Genomic DNA, 14835 nt, shown 5'->3' with positions numbered 1-14835 from the left:
GCGCTCAGATCTGGGATCCCAGCCTGGGCAGCCGCGGGGGATCGACGGTCGGCCCCTTCGGCGGATAGGTCCTCGCATGGGCCTCGTAGTAGTTGACCGCCTGTCGTACGGCCTTCTGGAGTTCGAGCTGGAAGGCCTCCAGGGTGCGTATGGCGCCGCCGGGCGAGCGATGGCCGGAGCCGACCACCTGCCGTGCGGCCAGCAGCCGGTCGGTGAGTTCCTGCAACTGCCGGTCCCGTTCCGGGGGGACGGTGTCGTCCCGGTGCTGGGGGATCATCACGCTGATCCAGGGACGCTGCCGCTCGGCGAGCTGGGCCATGAGTTCCGTCACGCGCGGGGAGTCCAGGGCCCACCGGTCGAGCAGCAGCAGGGCGGGGGTGGTGGGCGGGCTGACGGTGAGGATGCGGTCCGAGTCGGTCTCGAAGTCGCTGACGGTGACCCGGTAGTTCATGGCCCGGACGAGGTCGGCGGCGTGCTCCGCGAGGGAGCGGGTGGACACCGGATGGTAGGGGTTCCACTCGAGCGGGGTGTCCCCGTAGTAGTCGGCCGCCCGGCCCGGCGGCAGGTCGGACCGGGAGCGGGCGATCACGGTGACGTCGAACTCGGGCGGGTGGGCACTGTCCCCGAAGGCGCTGGGCAGGGACTCGTACTGCCGGTAGATCTGCCCTTCCTGGAGGTCGATGGCCTGGCTGGCGCGCACGATCCGCTGGGCCAGCCGGTAGACGGCGCGTTCGTACTGGTCCTTGAGATAGCTGAGCTTGGTCAGTCCGTAGAACCCCTCCGCCGCGTAGTCCTCCCCGAAGTCCGCGTGCTGGAACTGGAGGTCCTTGGCCACCTGCGGAAGCTGGGCGACTTCCACGGGAACCCATAACGCGGGGACGATGGCGCTCTCGCGGGACTCCCCGCGCAGGGTGCGGCGGTAGATCTCCCGCTGCGAGAACGCCCACCACTCGCGGCCGCATTGTTCACTGATGAAGTACCGGGGCGAGTACAGCGGCACGAACACCTGGCAGCGGGCCAGGTTCTCGGACAGCTCGTCCGTCCACCGGGTGCCCAGCGCGATCCCCTGGTCGAGGAATCCGGCCCTGGCACCCACCGGTAACGACGTCATCTCCAGGATGTGCGCGCACAGGCCGTCGTACAGCTTTTTCACCCACGCGTTGGGGCCGGCGATCTCGGAGTCGTTCCGCGGCGTGTGCGCGTAACTCAGAAAAAAATACGGACGCCCATTCCTGGGGTCGTCTGGGTCCCCTCGCACGAATACCCCCCGATACGCCGTCCGACCGAGCTTCAGTGTAGGAACCACGCCTCATCGGCGAAACGGTACGTCGAACACCACTGTGCGAAACAGGAGCGAGCACCGCGGGGAGCGAGAGCGCACCCATGCCCCCCCCGGGGGCGGCAAGCCGCCCCTCGCCCCTTCCCCGGCCCCCGCACCGCGAGGCGCACGCAACACCCCGAAACCGCTACCCCGCCCGCCCCCGTCCCGCCCGATGCCCGGTCAGCCAGGTCTCCGCGTACGCGACCGCCGGGGCCAGGTCGAACAGGCGGGAGTCGGCGGTGCCGATGCGGGCTCGGGTGACCGGGTGTTCGGGGAGGGACTCGTAGGCCTCGCCCAGCGCCGGGAAGTCCGAGGTGTCGAAGTCCACGTCACGGTAGCGGTGCCAGCGCCTTCCCGAGCCGTCGTCGACGGCGCAGCCGTACTCGCGGCTGCCCTGGCCCGGCACGCGGTACTCGGCGAGGTGGAAGGCCGTGCAGACGGAGTAGCCGACGCCCAGCAGCAGGACACGCGCGTCCAGTTCCTCCAGCCGGGCGAGGGGGGAGTCCTCGCCCAGGTGACAGTCCAGGGCGTGTCCGGCGGTGATCCGCGCCGCGGCCGGCCCCAGGGCGGCGAAGGAACTCTGCGGATGGTCGCTGCGCAGCGCTCCGGGCCGGGTGCGGACCTCCTCCGGCAGTACCCCCACCCCGTAGCTCGGCGTCCGCGCGGGATCGAACGCGGGCAGTGTCGCCCGCAGCCCGGCCCATTCCGTCGCCGGCACGGCACGGCCCCTGGTGAGGGGCCAGCGGGACGGGTCGGAGTTGTCCGGGGTCTGGGCGTAGACGACCAGGGTGCCGTCCGCCCCGAGCACGTCCAGGAGCGAGTCGACCACACCTCGCGCCCCGTCCTGCACGGGCCCGACGGCCCGCAACGACGTGTGCACGAGCAGGGTGTCGCCGGGCCGGATACCCAACGCGCGCAGCTGTGAGGCCAGTTCGGCCCCGAGAAGAGGGGTGGTCTGGGTCAACTCGGCACTCCTTCGAGGACGTCGGCGTGCTCGCGCCGCACATCGGCCCGGTTCAGCCCCACCGGCAGGGGCGCGGACCACAGCAGCCGCAGGTCGTGGCGGACCGCGGAGGCCAGGGGCCCGCCCCGGGGGCTCCCGCCCTCGAGGAACTCGCGCAGCCCGACGTCCCCGCCCCTGGCCATGGTGTACGGCGGTACCGAGTGCCGGGACAGCACCAGCGCCCCGGGAGCCGCCGCACCGGAGGCGCCGGCCGCGAACAGGTGTCGTACGGCATGGAAATGGCGTTCCTGGAGGCCGCCGACGTCGATCACCGTGGCGTGGGCCGGGACCGCGGTGCCCCGGCGCAGGGCGAGGGGGACGGCGGCGCGGTCGTGGACCAGGACGTGGGCGGCCGCGTAGCGCAGGGTCTGTTCGTCGGCGGTGGCGCCGCCCTTGCCGCCGAGCCGTTCGAGGACGCGGGCCCGCCGGGCCGGGGTCAGGGTGCGGACCAGGGCGTCCAGCGCGGCGACGAGACCGGGCTCCGGGAGGGTGTCGTACAGCCCGAAGCGGCCCGGCACCAGGGCCGACAGGAGCGGGTCGAGACAGCGGGCGAGCAGCGTCGTCTCCTCGGCGACGGCGGCACCGGAGAGGCCGTTGACCCGGCAGCCGAGGGAGCCGGCCAGCACGATCTGGAGGTACGGGGCGGGCAGTCCGGCCCCGGTGAGCCGGGTCGCCATGCGGACGGCCGGCAGGACGTAGCTGAGCGCCCGCAGCGGGACCGTGGTGCTGGCGCCGTACACGATCCGCAGCACCAGCGGGGCCCGGACGGCCTCGCCCGCGGCCCGCAGCAGCGCGGCGGCGCCGTGCCGGGGCAGGCCCTGGACGTAGCCCGAGCGTCTGGCGTCGGCGCCGACGAGCGCGTTCAGCACCCGCGGGCGCAGCCGGTTGACCTCACCGGTCTCCTGCGCGTCGGCGCACGAAGGCAGGGTCTCCAGGAGCCGGCGGACGTCACCGTCGGCGAGGGGCCGCGGTTCCTTGCCGGCCCCCAGGACCGGCACCCCCCGCAGGACGGCCGTGAGCAGATTGGCCTGCTTCTTTCCCAAGGGTGGCACCCCTGCGAAGACGTTGTGCATCGCACCTGACAATTCGCCAAAAAACCCTGAATGGTTACGAGTTGATGGCCTGAATTGTGTCACGACAGGTCGCCCGGATCACCCGAAACGGGAAAGAACGACATAACCGGATCAGGTCGGCGGCATCTCCAGGTCGAAGTCGATCCGTTTGCGGTCACGCATCGCCCGGACCGTGGGGTGGTCGGGCCCGAACTCCTCCTCGGCCGCGCGCCGTGCGCTCCGCAGGTCCTGCTCGGCGTCGGCGTCGCCCGTCAGACTGCGGTCCAGGGCGACGTTGAACTCCGCGCAGAGCACCCGGGGGTGGTAGTCGCGGTAGAGGTGGCGATAGGCGTCGCGCACCTCCTCGTCCTCCGCCAGCGCCGCCTCGTAGCGGCGCAGCACGGACAGCACGCCGGCCCGGTTGGCCCGGCAGGCGACGGTGGCGGGGTGCATGGCGCCCAGCAGCCTGATCAGGAGCGGCAGCGTCTCGTCGGCGAGTGCCAGCGCCCGCTCGGTCTCCCCCTGGTTGCGCAGGATGGCCACCAGGTTGGTCGCCGCCGCCAGGGTGAAGGGGTGCTCCGCGCCCAGGCGCTCGCGGTAGCGCTGGTGGTTCCGCTCACCGAGCCGGACCGCCTCCGCGCCCCGGCTCGGGTCCAGCTGGGACAGGGCCAGCAGGTCGCAGGCGAGGTTGGCGGTGCACGACATGGTGTCCGGGTGCCCCTCGCCGTAACGCTGCCGGTAGACGTTGAGGGTGGAGCGTGTCTGGGCCTCCGCCTCGGCGTAGTGGCCGAGCCTGCGCTGGGTCACCGCCAGGGAGGTGTCCGTGCGCAGCACGTCGTTGGACTTCTCGCCCTGGAGGTTCACGAACCGCCGCCGGATCTCGAAGAGCAGGTCGAGGGAGCCCTGGTAGTCCCCCATCTCACGGCGGTCCAGGGCGACTCCGTTGGCGAGGATCCAGGTGACCCGGTGCTGGAGTCCGAGCGCCTGGCGGCACCTCTGGTAGGCCTCGGTGGCCCGTTCCAGCGCTTCGGCGGGCCGGCCGACCAGGTTGAGGGAGACGCCGAGGTTGTTCGCCGCGCGGAGGGTCTCCTCGTGGTCGGGGCCGAAGTGCGGGCTGTTCAGGTAGAGCTCGTGGGTGTTGCGGTCCTCGGCGTGCGCCTCCTGGTAACGGCCGAGACCCCGCAGGTCGGCGGCGTAGTTGCGGGCGGTGACCAGGGTGTACCCGTCGTCGGGGCCCAGTTGGTCGCGCTGGCGGCGCAGGGTGTCGGAGTCCAGTTCGTGGGCGTCCCGGTAACGGCCCAGGGAGCGCAGCGGGTTGGCCACCTGGGCGGCCAGCCGCAGCCGGAGGTGGTGGTCCGCGCCGAGGGAGTCCGTCCAGACCTCGAGCGCTTTCTGGCCGAGCGCGGCGGCGGCGCGGTGGTCGCCGATCCGCCACTGGTTGCGGACCTGGCGGATGACCCACTCGCAGACCCGCGCGTCGGTGTTGTAGATCGCCTCCGAGGGCTCCAGATGGGGGAGCAGCTCCGCGAACCGCTCCCGGGCCGCGGCGCTGTCCTCCTGGAAGGCGGCCGAGGGCAGCGCTCCGGCCAGCACGAGCTGGGCCTGTCGCCGGGTCCGTGCCTCGCGCTCGGGGTCCTCCCCCAGCCACTCCCGCACGGCGGCCTGGACCAGCCGGTGCACCTGGATGGAGCCGTTCTGCTGGTCCACGGTGGCCAGCGCGTACCGGCCGAGGTCGCGGATCAGGTAGCCCATCACCATGGGGTCGAGCACCGACTCGTCGCCGGTCTCCTCGGCGAGCCGGTTGCGCATGGCGTCGCTGTAGAGCAGCGAGTGCGCGATGGGCTCGGGGGAGAGGTAGGCGCACAGCTCCAGCAGGCGCACCGCGGCGGGCCGTTCGTTGCCCAGCCGGTCGACGGTCAGCCGCCAGACCGCGAAGAGCGATCCCTGCTGGCTCTCGCCGGCGCCCGGGGAGCCGTTGAGCACCGAGCTGACCCGGCTGTTGACCTGTTGGAGATAGGTGTCCAGGGGCATGGCCGTCTGCCGCAGCCAGGCGGCCGCGAGTTCCATCGCCATCGGGAAGTCGCCCAGGGTGTCGGCGATCCGGTCGGCGTCCGCCGCCGAGAGTCCGTCCACCCTGCGACGGAGCAGGGCGATGCTCTCGGACCTGTTGAAGGAGTCCACCTCGATGGCGGTCTCGGCCTCCTGGTGGGGAGAGCGCCGGGCGGTGAGAATGACGTGGCCCGGCCCCTCGGCTGGAAGGTACGGCTCCACCGTCGTGTCTCCCTCGTTCCTGTGTGGCGTTGCGCCGTTCGCGTCCTGGCTGTCGGTGACGTTGTCGAAGACCAACAGCCACCGGCCGTGACGGTCACTGCTCAGCTCCGTCATGGTCGCCTGGACGCGCTCGTCCACTGTGTCGCCCAGGACTCCCAGCTCAAGGCCGAGTTCCGCCAGGAGCTGCGGGATCCGGTTGGGCTGTTCCGCCGGAATCCAGTGCACCAAGTCGTACTGGGATCCGTAACGGTGGACGTATTCCTGCGCGATCTGAGTCTTACCGATTCCACCCAAACCGTACAGAAATGCTCGACTGACCGGCGTATCCACGCGGAGCGATTCAGCACTCAGCTTGGTCCGCAGCCGTTCCAGCTGGACGTCCCTGCCGGTGAAGGAGTTGTTGCGGCGCGGCACGTTGAAAATCCCGGGAACACGGCCCGGGAAGCCGGTTCCCCCGGTGACGACGGCGGTGGCCGACGCATCGATCTCCAGCATGGCGAAGACCTTGCCGAGAACCTGCTCGGCGGAAGCGTCCACCAGTGTGAATCCGGGCAGTCCGCGCAGCGCCGGCTCGGGCTGGTGCTCCCGGGTGCGCAGACCGATGATGCGGGGTCCCTCGCTCGCCGCCACCAGCGCCCGCACCTCGTCGGCGACCGGGGTCGTGGCGAAGTCCGGCGACAGGAGGGCGACGACCACGTCGGCGCCTTCCTCGGCCCCGCCGGGCAGGGGTTCGGACGGGCTGCTGCCACGCTGGGTCACCGTGACACCCGCCGCCTGGAGCTGGGTCGCGATCCAGTCCGCCCAGGCCCCGTCACGCTTGGCGTAGTCGATCCGCACCCGCGGCACCAGCCGCCCGCCGGGCACCGGCACCCGCTGGAACCGTGAGAGCAGCTGCCGGCGCACCGGCTCCTCGACCGGCCGCAGGGCGGTGACCCGGCCGTCGGTGATGACCGAGGTGAGGCGTTCGTAGGCGCCCAGCAGGGAGGCGGGCTGACGGGGCGTGTCCGCGACGGTGGCGAGGACCTCCTCGTAGGCGAAGAAGGGCTTGTAGGGGATCTCCACCGCACCCCAGTAGCCGTCGGGGTCGGCCGCCCGCGGGGTGTCCTTCAGGAACTCCTGGAAGCGGTGGCGGGCGTGTCCCCGGCTGATCGCCAGCTTCTCCTGCTCGGCGTCCTCCACCCGCATGGGCACAGGGAGGATCTTCACGTGCGGGGCGATCCGCCGCACGTCCGCGGCCACGCTGGCGCTGCCGTCCACCGACTGGGTGTTCAGGGTGAAGCAGTTGACCAATACGTCTGGCATCAGCACGGTGGTGATGCCGGAGGTGTCGCTCCAGCCCGTACGGCTGTCGATCAGGGCGTAGTCGTAGTTGTGCCGCATGTCGTCGCGCAGGGCCTGGAGGAAGGCGGCTCCATCGCGCTGTTCGTAGAAGCCCTTCCAGTCGTAGGTGTTGATGGTCTCGGAGTACTCGGGGGTCCGCCGGCCGGGGGAGACGAACAGGACGTAGCCGCCGCTGTCGAAGCTCCAGTTCAGGGCGGAGGCATAGCGCTCCACCCGCGCCTGCCGGCTGTAGTCGCCTCCGGCCGGCCTGGGCCTGGCCAGGTCGAACCCGCGGATCAGGTCGATGACGCCGGGCGTGGAGCGCAGCTCCGGGTCGCCCAGGAAGGGGGCGAAGTAGCGGTGCAGACCGGGGGCTTCCAGGTCCCAGTCCATGGCCAGGACACGTTTTCCGTTGCTCGCCAGGATCCAGGCCACGTTCGCGAGGGCCATGGTGCGGCCGGTTCCGCCCTTGAACGAGTAGAACGTGACGATCGTGCCGGAGTCGTGGGTACCGGCGCCACCCGGGTCGAACGTCATGAGGAGTACCTTCCGAGCAGGGGAAACGTATGGAGCCCTTCCGCCGGCGGCGCCGGTGACCGCACGGCCTGCACCGACCTGAGGGCTTCGTTCTGAAGGCGGATGAGTACCTTGCGCAGGGACGAGGTGAAGCTCTCCGCGTCCGGCAGCCCCCAGCGTTCGTACTCGCTGTGGCGGGCGCGCAGCAGCGGGAGCGTGCGGTCCAGGAGTTCGTCGAGGGTGGCCGTGAGTTCCGCCGACTCGGTGTCGTCGCGTGCCCTCGGTTCGAGTGCCGTCGTCGCCTCGGGGCTCCGCTCGTCGACGGCGGCCAGGAGGCTGCGTTTGTCCCCCCGCAGGGCCACCCAGGCGTCCACCAGCAGCACCACGAGCTGCTCGGGGTCCTGTTCCCGGCTGATCCGGTCGACGGTCTCCTCGTCCAGGGGCAGGACGGTCGCCGTGAAGTCGAGGGTGGTGGCGGTGTCCACCACCAGCGAGACCAGCGCCCCTTCCTCCCCGGGGGCGTAGGGGGACCAGGTCAGGGGGGTCTTGCCGTAGCTCTGGCGCGAGTGCCGTTCCTCGGGCAGTTCGTTCTGGGCGGGGGCCGCCACCACGAAGCTGACCGTCTGTCCGCTCGCGGGGGCGGGAACGCCGACGGGCGACCGGTTGCCGGACATGTCGAACCCGTGCACCTCCGGCAGCCGTTCCGTGGCCGCCACGACGCGGTCGGCGATCGCCTCCAGCACCTCCTCGTACGCGGCCCGGTAGCGCGCCCGCAGCCGCAGCAGGTGCAGCAGCCCGTCCTGCCGGTAGGCCTCCGACGCCACCCGCAGCGGCGGGTAGGGGACGAGCTCGTCGAGCTCGCCGGTCGGATCGGGTTCCCACATCACCGGTACGACGGCGTCGGCGCGGCGGCCGGTGCGGGACCAGTGCAGATTGAGCCGCCGCTGGAAGTAGGACCACTCGGCCAGGCAATAGGACTGCGCGAAGTAGGGCGGGGAGTGCAGCACCACCAGGACGGTGGAACGGCCCAGCAGATCCGTCGAGATGTCCGACGAACGGGGCTCGCCGCGCGCCCCCACGGTGTCCGGTGGACGGCCGGTGCGGCGTCCGACGACCGCGCACAGGTCGTGGAAGAACGCCGCGACCCACTCCTCGTCGACGGTGCGCACGTGACTCAGGTAGAAGTGGCTCACGGTGACTCCAGTTGCTCGGCACGGCCCGGGGACGCGGGCTGCCTCGGGCGGTGCCGGACGGAGGCCGGAGGCCGGCTGCCGTCCTCCTCGGCACCAGCCCCGCCACATCGGCTTGCTGTTCGGATGTGGGAGAAGCACGAACACGGGCTTTTCGCGCACGATAAGCGGCGCTCGACACCTCGCCGGCCACCCACCGCGCCTCCGGTCCCGCCCATTCCCCCTCCTCCGCTCGGCCGACCACCAGGCTGATCCCGCCCCTCGTGGCGGAACCGCTGCTTATGCACTGCGGGTCGACCTCGGGGGCGGCGGCCGCACCCGGGCGGCACCCGACGGAGGGACGTCTTCCGCCGCCGTCCGAACCACCCGGAAAGGTGTCAGCCCCCGAACGCCCGATTCACCGGACGGGTGAACGGCTTGACCGGACGGGTGAACGCCCGATTGACCGGACGGGCGGATGGCTTGACCGGACGGGCGAACGGCTTGACCGGACGGGTGAACGGGACGCCGGTCCACCCGAAAGCCGTACGCCTCGGCCTCCTCGGTCATGTGCTCGACGAAGCAGGCGCCCAAGGAGGTCAGGGCGGCCCTGTTCCGCCGCAGCACCCGCAGCGCCTCCGCCGCCTGGGTGCCGCACAGCCGCAGCCGCTGCTCGGCCGGCCGGGCCTGGGCGCCTCCCAGCGTCTGGGCGGCCCGCGACCAGAAGTCCAGCAGGCCGATGTGCGCGTGGGTGCCGGTGAGCACGCCTGCCAGCGGGCGCGGGTCGGGACGCCAGCCCACCCGGTGGAGCGTGCGGTCGTAGGGGTCGGTGAGGTCGACCAGATCGGTCAGCGAGCCCAGGGCCAGGTGACCGGTCTCGTGCAGGACGGTCTCGGCCAGCAGCAGGGGGTCCCGCTGGGGAGCGGCCGCCAGCGCCCCGTACGCGTCACGGGTGGACGAACTGCGTCCGCGGCCACGGGGTCCGGGGCGCAGCGGCACCAGGGCGGACCACAGAAAGGCGCAGTCGGCGGCCCGTTCCGGCATCAGCCCGCCCAGCAGCTCCCAGGTCCGCTCCACCGCCGACTGCCACGCGGCCAGCCGGGCCGGCGACTGCCGGGACTGGACCGGGAAGCCGTACACGTCCCGGTACGGATCCGCGTCCTCCACCGTGAGGGACAGCCGGGGGGCGGCGGGCGCGGACGGCGGGACCACCAGGCGGCGGGGCGCGAACGGACGCTGCGTGTCCTCACGGGGGTTCTCCCGGCGGCTTTCCCGAAGGCTCACGGTCCGGTCCGCCCAGGCCACGGTCCAGCCGTCCAGCCGGACACTGTTCGCTCCGCCGGACAGCCGGACCACGCCCAGCGTCGGCAGCCACAACGTCCCGTCCCGCACCGGAAGGGACAGCGCGGGCAGCAGACCGGCGCGCAACGCGGCGGCATGCCCGAACGTCCCGAGCCGGGCGAGGTCGACGGACAGGTCGGTGCCGGGGCCGGTGCCGTGCAGGGCGCGCAGGCACCGTCTGAGCCAGACACCCGCGTGCGGGTGCAGCAGCACCCCCTCGAAGGCCCGCGGATCGGCCCGGTACGCCCGCACGCACAGCTCCCAGCCGGCGGCCGCGTCCCGCGCCCACGCCTCGGGCACGGTCCGCCGGGCCGCGTCGGCCAGGCCCTTCAGAAGCAGCAGACGCCGGCTGACCTGGCCCCGGCGGAGCACCGCCAGGGCGGGGGCGGCGGGACGGGACCGGGCCAGGGCCGCGAGATCCTCCGCCGTCAGACGCAGCGCCACGGGTTCGCTCACGAGGCCTCCCCGAACCACTCCCTGACGTCGGCCGCCACCCGGTCCCGGATGTGCGTGGTGAGCAGGCGGAGATCGGCGCAGAAGACACTGGGGTTGTCGAAGCCGTTGCGGGGGTGGAAGCGGTGCGCCCGCAGTCCCCCGCCGCACAGCCGGACCACGGGACAGGCGACACAGTCCGCGGCCAGGGGGTCAGGTCCCGCGCCCCGGGCCGCGACCACCTTCGGATGCCGGGCCACGGTGTCGAAGTCGTGGTCGCGGAGGTTCAGCCCGGTCGCGGCGGCCCCGTCGTAGGCCGCTTTGAGGTTGTCGGGCAGTTCCACGGAGAGGTCGCTCTCCACCACGATGTGATCGGAGACGGTGAGCTGCACGGGTGCCGCGGGGGCGAGTTGGGCGCCGAGCGCACGCTCCATGATCTGCTCGAAACGACGGATCCGGGTCTCCCGCACCGGCGCGGAGTACCAGCGCTCGAAGACGGCCAGCAGCCAGTCGGCGTACGGCGTCGCCGAGCCGTCGCGGCCGGGGGGCGGGTGTTCCCAGGTGCTGTGCGGAAGCAGGAAGTCGATCATCGGGGGCCGGTGGGCGAGGAGTTGCTCGTAGACGGCGACCGGGTCGTTGTCGAGGTCCACCGTGCAGAGCAGACCGCTGTAGAGCGCTCTGTTCTCCGGTCGCCTCAACAGTTCCAGCCCTTTCAGAACGGCGGTGTAGCTGCTCCGGCCGTTCCTGGAACGCCGATGGCGGTCGTTCGCCGCGCGGCCGCCGTCGAGGCTGACCCCCACCGACACTCCGTGCCGGCGGAACAGGTCCAGCCAGTCAGGATCGAGGAGTGTTCCATTGCTCTGTACGGAGATATCACAGTCCGCTACACCCTGTAACCGGTTTGTCAACACCGACACGATGTTTTCGATCCGCTCTTTTCCGGCGAGGAGCGGCTCTCCCCCGTGCAGAACGACCCGGACCTCCGGCAGGGCATGGGTCCGGGCGTGCTCCGCTATGCGCTCGGCGAGCGGGACGACCGACTCCTCGGCGAGCACCCGGGGTTTGCGCCGCCAGCTGGAGTCCTGGAGTTCGTACACGTAGCAGTGGTCGCACGCGAGGTTGCAGTGCTGGGCGACTTTGACCACCCATTCACGTAAAGGCCGCACCTTCCGCATGTGCCACCTCCTGCGGCCCGGAGTGCCTCCGTGCCGGGCGCGACGCGGGGGCGGACGGCAGGGCCGAGTCGAACGAGGCCGCACTGTCGCCCGGGGCGTCAGGGCCGTACACGACCTGCCACAGGACCTGACCGAGGGGACCGGCGGGAAGGGGTGCGTCGAGGTCCCGCTCCAGTTGTCCGGCCAGGTCTGGCATCCCCAGATCCACATCGGTCGCTGGCTTGTCCACGAACCCCCCGTGCTCACTCGTACCGCCACACCCGGCGGTTGTTCCGGGCACGGTGGTGTGGATGTGGTCGTTGCGGGCGTGCGTCGACCCGCAACTCGGCCGGGAGCGCATCGAGTTGCGGACGGAGTCATGCGGTTCTGCCTTCAGGGAAGCACATTGATCGCCCGGCGGCCAGGAACCCGGGACCGTGCTCCCCGGCCAGCGGCCGGTTCTCGCCATGATGCCCACCAAAGCCCCCTCGACAACGCGGTGTTGGCACCCGCACGACTCCAAGTCACCATGAGTCTTCCCCTCTTCATGGCGAGGTGACGCATGCCGGTTCCGGGACCGCGCGCGACGATAGGCAACGACGATCTTCCGCCGTTGTTCCGCTCCAACGACCAGTGGGCGCTGACCCGTCAGAGCGAGGCGTTCCGGGCCACGATGACCCAGCTGACCCTGCTCCTCGTGGCAACCGTGTTCGCCACCCTGGCCGACCACTTCAACAGCCATGTCCTGACCGCGGTGTCCGCCCTGCTGTACGGGCTCACCGTGGTCACCGGAGTCGTCATCCAGCGCCGCCGGGCCCGCGCCCACTGGCAGGCCCATCGCGATGCCGCGGAGACCGTCAAGTCGCTGGCCTGGCAGTACATGGTGCACGGCGGTCCCTTCCACTCGAAGGTGCGCGATCCCGACGGGCTGTTCAACCAGCAACTGGAGGAGCATTTACGGGGGTTACGGCGCATAGGGTGGCAGGAGCCGGCACCCGAGCGGGTCCTTGGGACGAACTCCGGCCCTGTTCCGGCGTCTTCCCGCCACACCCTGTGGGACCCGGCCAGTCGGCACGAGCCGGACGATCCGCGGCACCCCCAGATCACGCGCGCGATGCGGGCGGTGCGTGACAAGCCGTTCGCCGTGCGGAAGGACATCTACCTGCGCGACCGGGTCCTCGACCAGCTCAGCTGGTACGGCGGCCGGGCGGTGCAGGCACGCCGGTCCGCCGCCCTGTGGTCCGCGCTGACCGCGCTGCTGACCCTGCTGGCCCTGGTCGCGGCGGTGTCCAGAAGCGCGGGCCTGGTCTCCGGCTGGGACCTGAGCGGCCTGCTCGCCGCCGCGGCCGCCACCGGCGTGGCCTGGCTGGAGACCCGCCGCCACCACCCGCTCTCCTTCGCCCACGCCCTGGTGCGAGAGGGCCTGGAAACCCAACGCGCCGTCCTGGCCCAGAGCGTGGCCGAGGACCGCTGGCCCCAGGCGGTCACCGACACGGAACATCTGATGCTGCCGCAGCACACGGACTGGCTGGCGCGGTTCGGGGGGTGACGTGCCGGGGGGGTAATCACGGGGACTGCGATCACTCCCGTAGGCCCGGCTGCCGCCGCCCCGTCAGGGCCGCCGCGCTCCCGGTCTCCACGACACCCGTACCGGTACGGCCGCCGCCCCGTCAGGGCCGCCGCGCTCCCGGTCTCCACAGCACCCGTACCGGTACGCCCACCCGGCTCGCGTACGCCACGATGTCGCCGGTGCCGCCCACTCCCCGCGCCGGCTCACCGTCCCATACGGCCACCAGTCGGTCGGTGTGGTCGACGATCCAGCGGCCGGCCGCCGCGTACGCCTCCTCCTGGGTCCGTTCCACCGGCAGGTCGACGCGGTCGGCGCAGGCCAGCAGCAGCCGGCGGAAGGCGAGCCGGACCGCAGGACCGCCCAGTTGATGTTCGTAGTCGGTGCCGGTGCCGGGGATGACCGCCGTGAGCGGGATCCCGCCCCGCAGCGCGAGCTCGGCGAAGAGCTGGTCGGCCCCGGCGGCGAGGGCACTGAACGCCTCGACGGGTCCGCTCGCGCCCTGGCTGGAGAACTCGTCGAGGATCCCCGCGCTGACGCACTCCAACACCGGCTCGGGGAGGTCCCGGTGCCCGGTGACTCCGATCCGAGTCGTACGCTCCACGCTCGCCGCCACCCTCGGTAGAACCGTCAGGGACGCCCTCCTCCCTACCCAGTCCCACCACGGAAGCCACACTTCACGGTCGCTCCTGGAAGCGGTGAAGGGGCGCCCTCCCGACGGGACGCCTCTTCCTTCACCCCGGACAACCTGCCGTTCTGCCGAGCCGGCCGATCATTCGGGGTCCACCGACGTCGTGCCCACGACCACTGCATCAGCTTCGGCTCCGGCGGCAACAGCAGCGAAGTGCCTACGCACCAGGGCCAGGACGATCCACCCCGTCAGCGGCACGAGCCCACCCACGGCAGTCCACAGGCCACCCGCCAGAACGCCGAATGTCGTCACGGAGCCACCGAGCATGGCCACGGAAGCCGCCGCCGACTCGGCCCGAAGCTGACGAGGGGGGCGTCTGCCGGCCGAAGGCTTGACGAGCTGACGCCCGAGGAAGACCTGCACGGCGTTCACCCCAGCCAGAACAGCAGCGAGAACACCTCAGACACCGAAAGCGAGAGCGAGAGCAAAGGGCACGACGCGAAACTGCACACCGGGAGTAGGAACACACGCTCGGGACTGCGCACAGACTGGAGAGCACCATGCCCAGATGGGCCATCGTGAAGGCTGCCGGTGAGGCGGAGGCGTTCCGGTACAGCATCCACAAGGAGCTGGAAGGGACCGAAGCCCAGGCCCTTGCGGAGATGCTGCGGATCATCGGCACCACGGCAGGGGCCCTCACCGAAGCCGGGCGCCGTCGAGAGAGGAGACGGGTCTTCCGCGTGTCCGACCGCAGCTACGTCGTGCGCGTCGAAAGCCGATGGTCGCACTACGAGGCCCACTTCACCCTCGCCGAACTCATAGCCGACACCCACGACGACGAGCTTCCCGACACCGCCGCCGACCTGACGGCGAAGCCGTGAGACATGGTCATGCGGAAGGGGTGCCGCTCCGGAGAGTGGCACCCCTTCTGACCTGGAACTGCTACGCGGTGGGTGTGGGATTTGAACCCACGGTGACTCGCGCCACGACGGTTTTCAAGACCGTTCCCTTAGGCCGCTCGGGCAACCCACCCCGCGCCGCGGTGATCTCGGCGCGGG

At 71.5% G+C, this 14835-nt stretch carries 11 protein-coding genes and 1 tRNA gene; 2 read left to right on the top strand and 10 right to left on the bottom strand.

Features of this window, described 5'->3' with window-relative positions:
* Nucleotides 1-4 precede the first annotated feature (4 nt).
* The 7 genes from IF54_RS0117070 to IF54_RS0117040 all read right to left on the bottom strand — a co-directional run bounded on the left by IF54_RS0117070 (nucleotide 5) and on the right by IF54_RS0117040 (nucleotide 11570).
* Nucleotides 5-1258: a TIR-like protein FxsC gene (locus IF54_RS0117070; RefSeq protein ID WP_030319406.1), complete on the bottom strand. Its 1254-nt coding sequence runs from the start codon at nucleotides 1256-1258 to the stop codon at nucleotides 5-7.
* A gap of 208 nt (nucleotides 1259-1466) precedes the next feature.
* Nucleotides 1467-2285: an aminoglycoside N(3)-acetyltransferase gene (locus IF54_RS0117065; protein WP_030319404.1), complete on the bottom strand. Its 819-nt coding sequence runs from the start codon at nucleotides 2283-2285 to the stop codon at nucleotides 1467-1469.
* Nucleotides 2282-3376, bottom strand: a complete 1095-nt coding sequence (locus IF54_RS0117060) for a hypothetical protein (RefSeq protein ID WP_234438996.1) — start codon at nucleotides 3374-3376, stop codon at nucleotides 2282-2284. Before IF54_RS0117060 ends, IF54_RS0117065 begins: the two co-directional genes overlap by 4 nt.
* Before the next feature lie 132 nt (nucleotides 3377-3508).
* Complete coding sequence (gene fxsT, locus IF54_RS0117055; protein WP_030319400.1) at nucleotides 3509-7504, bottom strand: FxSxx-COOH system tetratricopeptide repeat protein; 3996 nt, start codon at nucleotides 7502-7504, stop codon at nucleotides 3509-3511.
* Complete coding sequence (fsxC, locus tag IF54_RS0117050; RefSeq protein ID WP_030319398.1) at nucleotides 7501-8676, bottom strand: FxsC protein; 1176 nt, start codon at nucleotides 8674-8676, stop codon at nucleotides 7501-7503. Before fsxC ends, fxsT begins: the two co-directional genes overlap by 4 nt.
* Before the next feature lie 276 nt (nucleotides 8677-8952).
* Nucleotides 8953-10449: an HEXXH motif domain-containing protein gene (locus IF54_RS0117045; protein ID WP_030319395.1), complete on the bottom strand. Its 1497-nt coding sequence runs from the start codon at nucleotides 10447-10449 to the stop codon at nucleotides 8953-8955.
* Entirely contained in the window at nucleotides 10446-11570 is a 1125-nt protein-coding gene (locus tag IF54_RS0117040) for an FxsB family cyclophane-forming radical SAM/SPASM peptide maturase (RefSeq protein ID WP_234438995.1), read from the bottom strand. Before IF54_RS0117040 ends, IF54_RS0117045 begins: the two co-directional genes overlap by 4 nt.
* A gap of 622 nt (nucleotides 11571-12192) precedes the next feature.
* On the opposite strand from IF54_RS0117040, the gene IF54_RS0117035 reads away from it, so the two are divergent.
* Nucleotides 12193-13128: a DUF4231 domain-containing protein gene (locus IF54_RS0117035; protein WP_030319390.1), complete on the top strand. Its 936-nt coding sequence runs from the start codon at nucleotides 12193-12195 to the stop codon at nucleotides 13126-13128.
* 121 nt (nucleotides 13129-13249) lie between these two features.
* Here the strand turns inward: IF54_RS0117035 and IF54_RS0117030 are convergent, their stop codons facing one another.
* Nucleotides 13250-13750 carry a hypothetical protein gene (locus tag IF54_RS0117030; protein WP_037820138.1) on the bottom strand — a complete coding sequence of 167 codons (501 nt, stop codon included), beginning with the start codon at nucleotides 13748-13750 and terminating at the stop codon, nucleotides 13250-13252.
* Nucleotides 13751-13918: 168 nt separating this feature from the next.
* Entirely contained in the window at nucleotides 13919-14209 is a 291-nt protein-coding gene (locus IF54_RS0117025; protein ID WP_030319382.1) for a hypothetical protein, read from the bottom strand.
* A 128-nt stretch (nucleotides 14210-14337) separates the two neighbouring features.
* Between IF54_RS0117025 and IF54_RS0117020 the strand changes: the two genes are divergently transcribed.
* A complete protein-coding gene (locus tag IF54_RS0117020; protein WP_030319380.1) occupies nucleotides 14338-14658 on the top strand; it encodes a hypothetical protein in 321 nt (106 codons plus the stop codon).
* 66 nt (nucleotides 14659-14724) lie between these two features.
* On the opposite strand, the gene IF54_RS0117015 is transcribed toward IF54_RS0117020, so the two are convergent.
* Nucleotides 14725-14809 (bottom strand) — tRNA-Ser (locus IF54_RS0117015).
* Nucleotides 14810-14835 lie beyond the last annotated feature (26 nt).

It is taken from the genome of Streptomyces sp. NRRL B-3229 (assembly GCF_000719505.1).
Taxonomy (GTDB): domain Bacteria; phylum Actinomycetota; class Actinomycetes; order Streptomycetales; family Streptomycetaceae; genus Streptomyces; species Streptomyces griseorubiginosus.
Note: the sequence above shows the minus strand (reverse complement) of the source record. Positions and strands in the feature narration are given on the sequence as shown.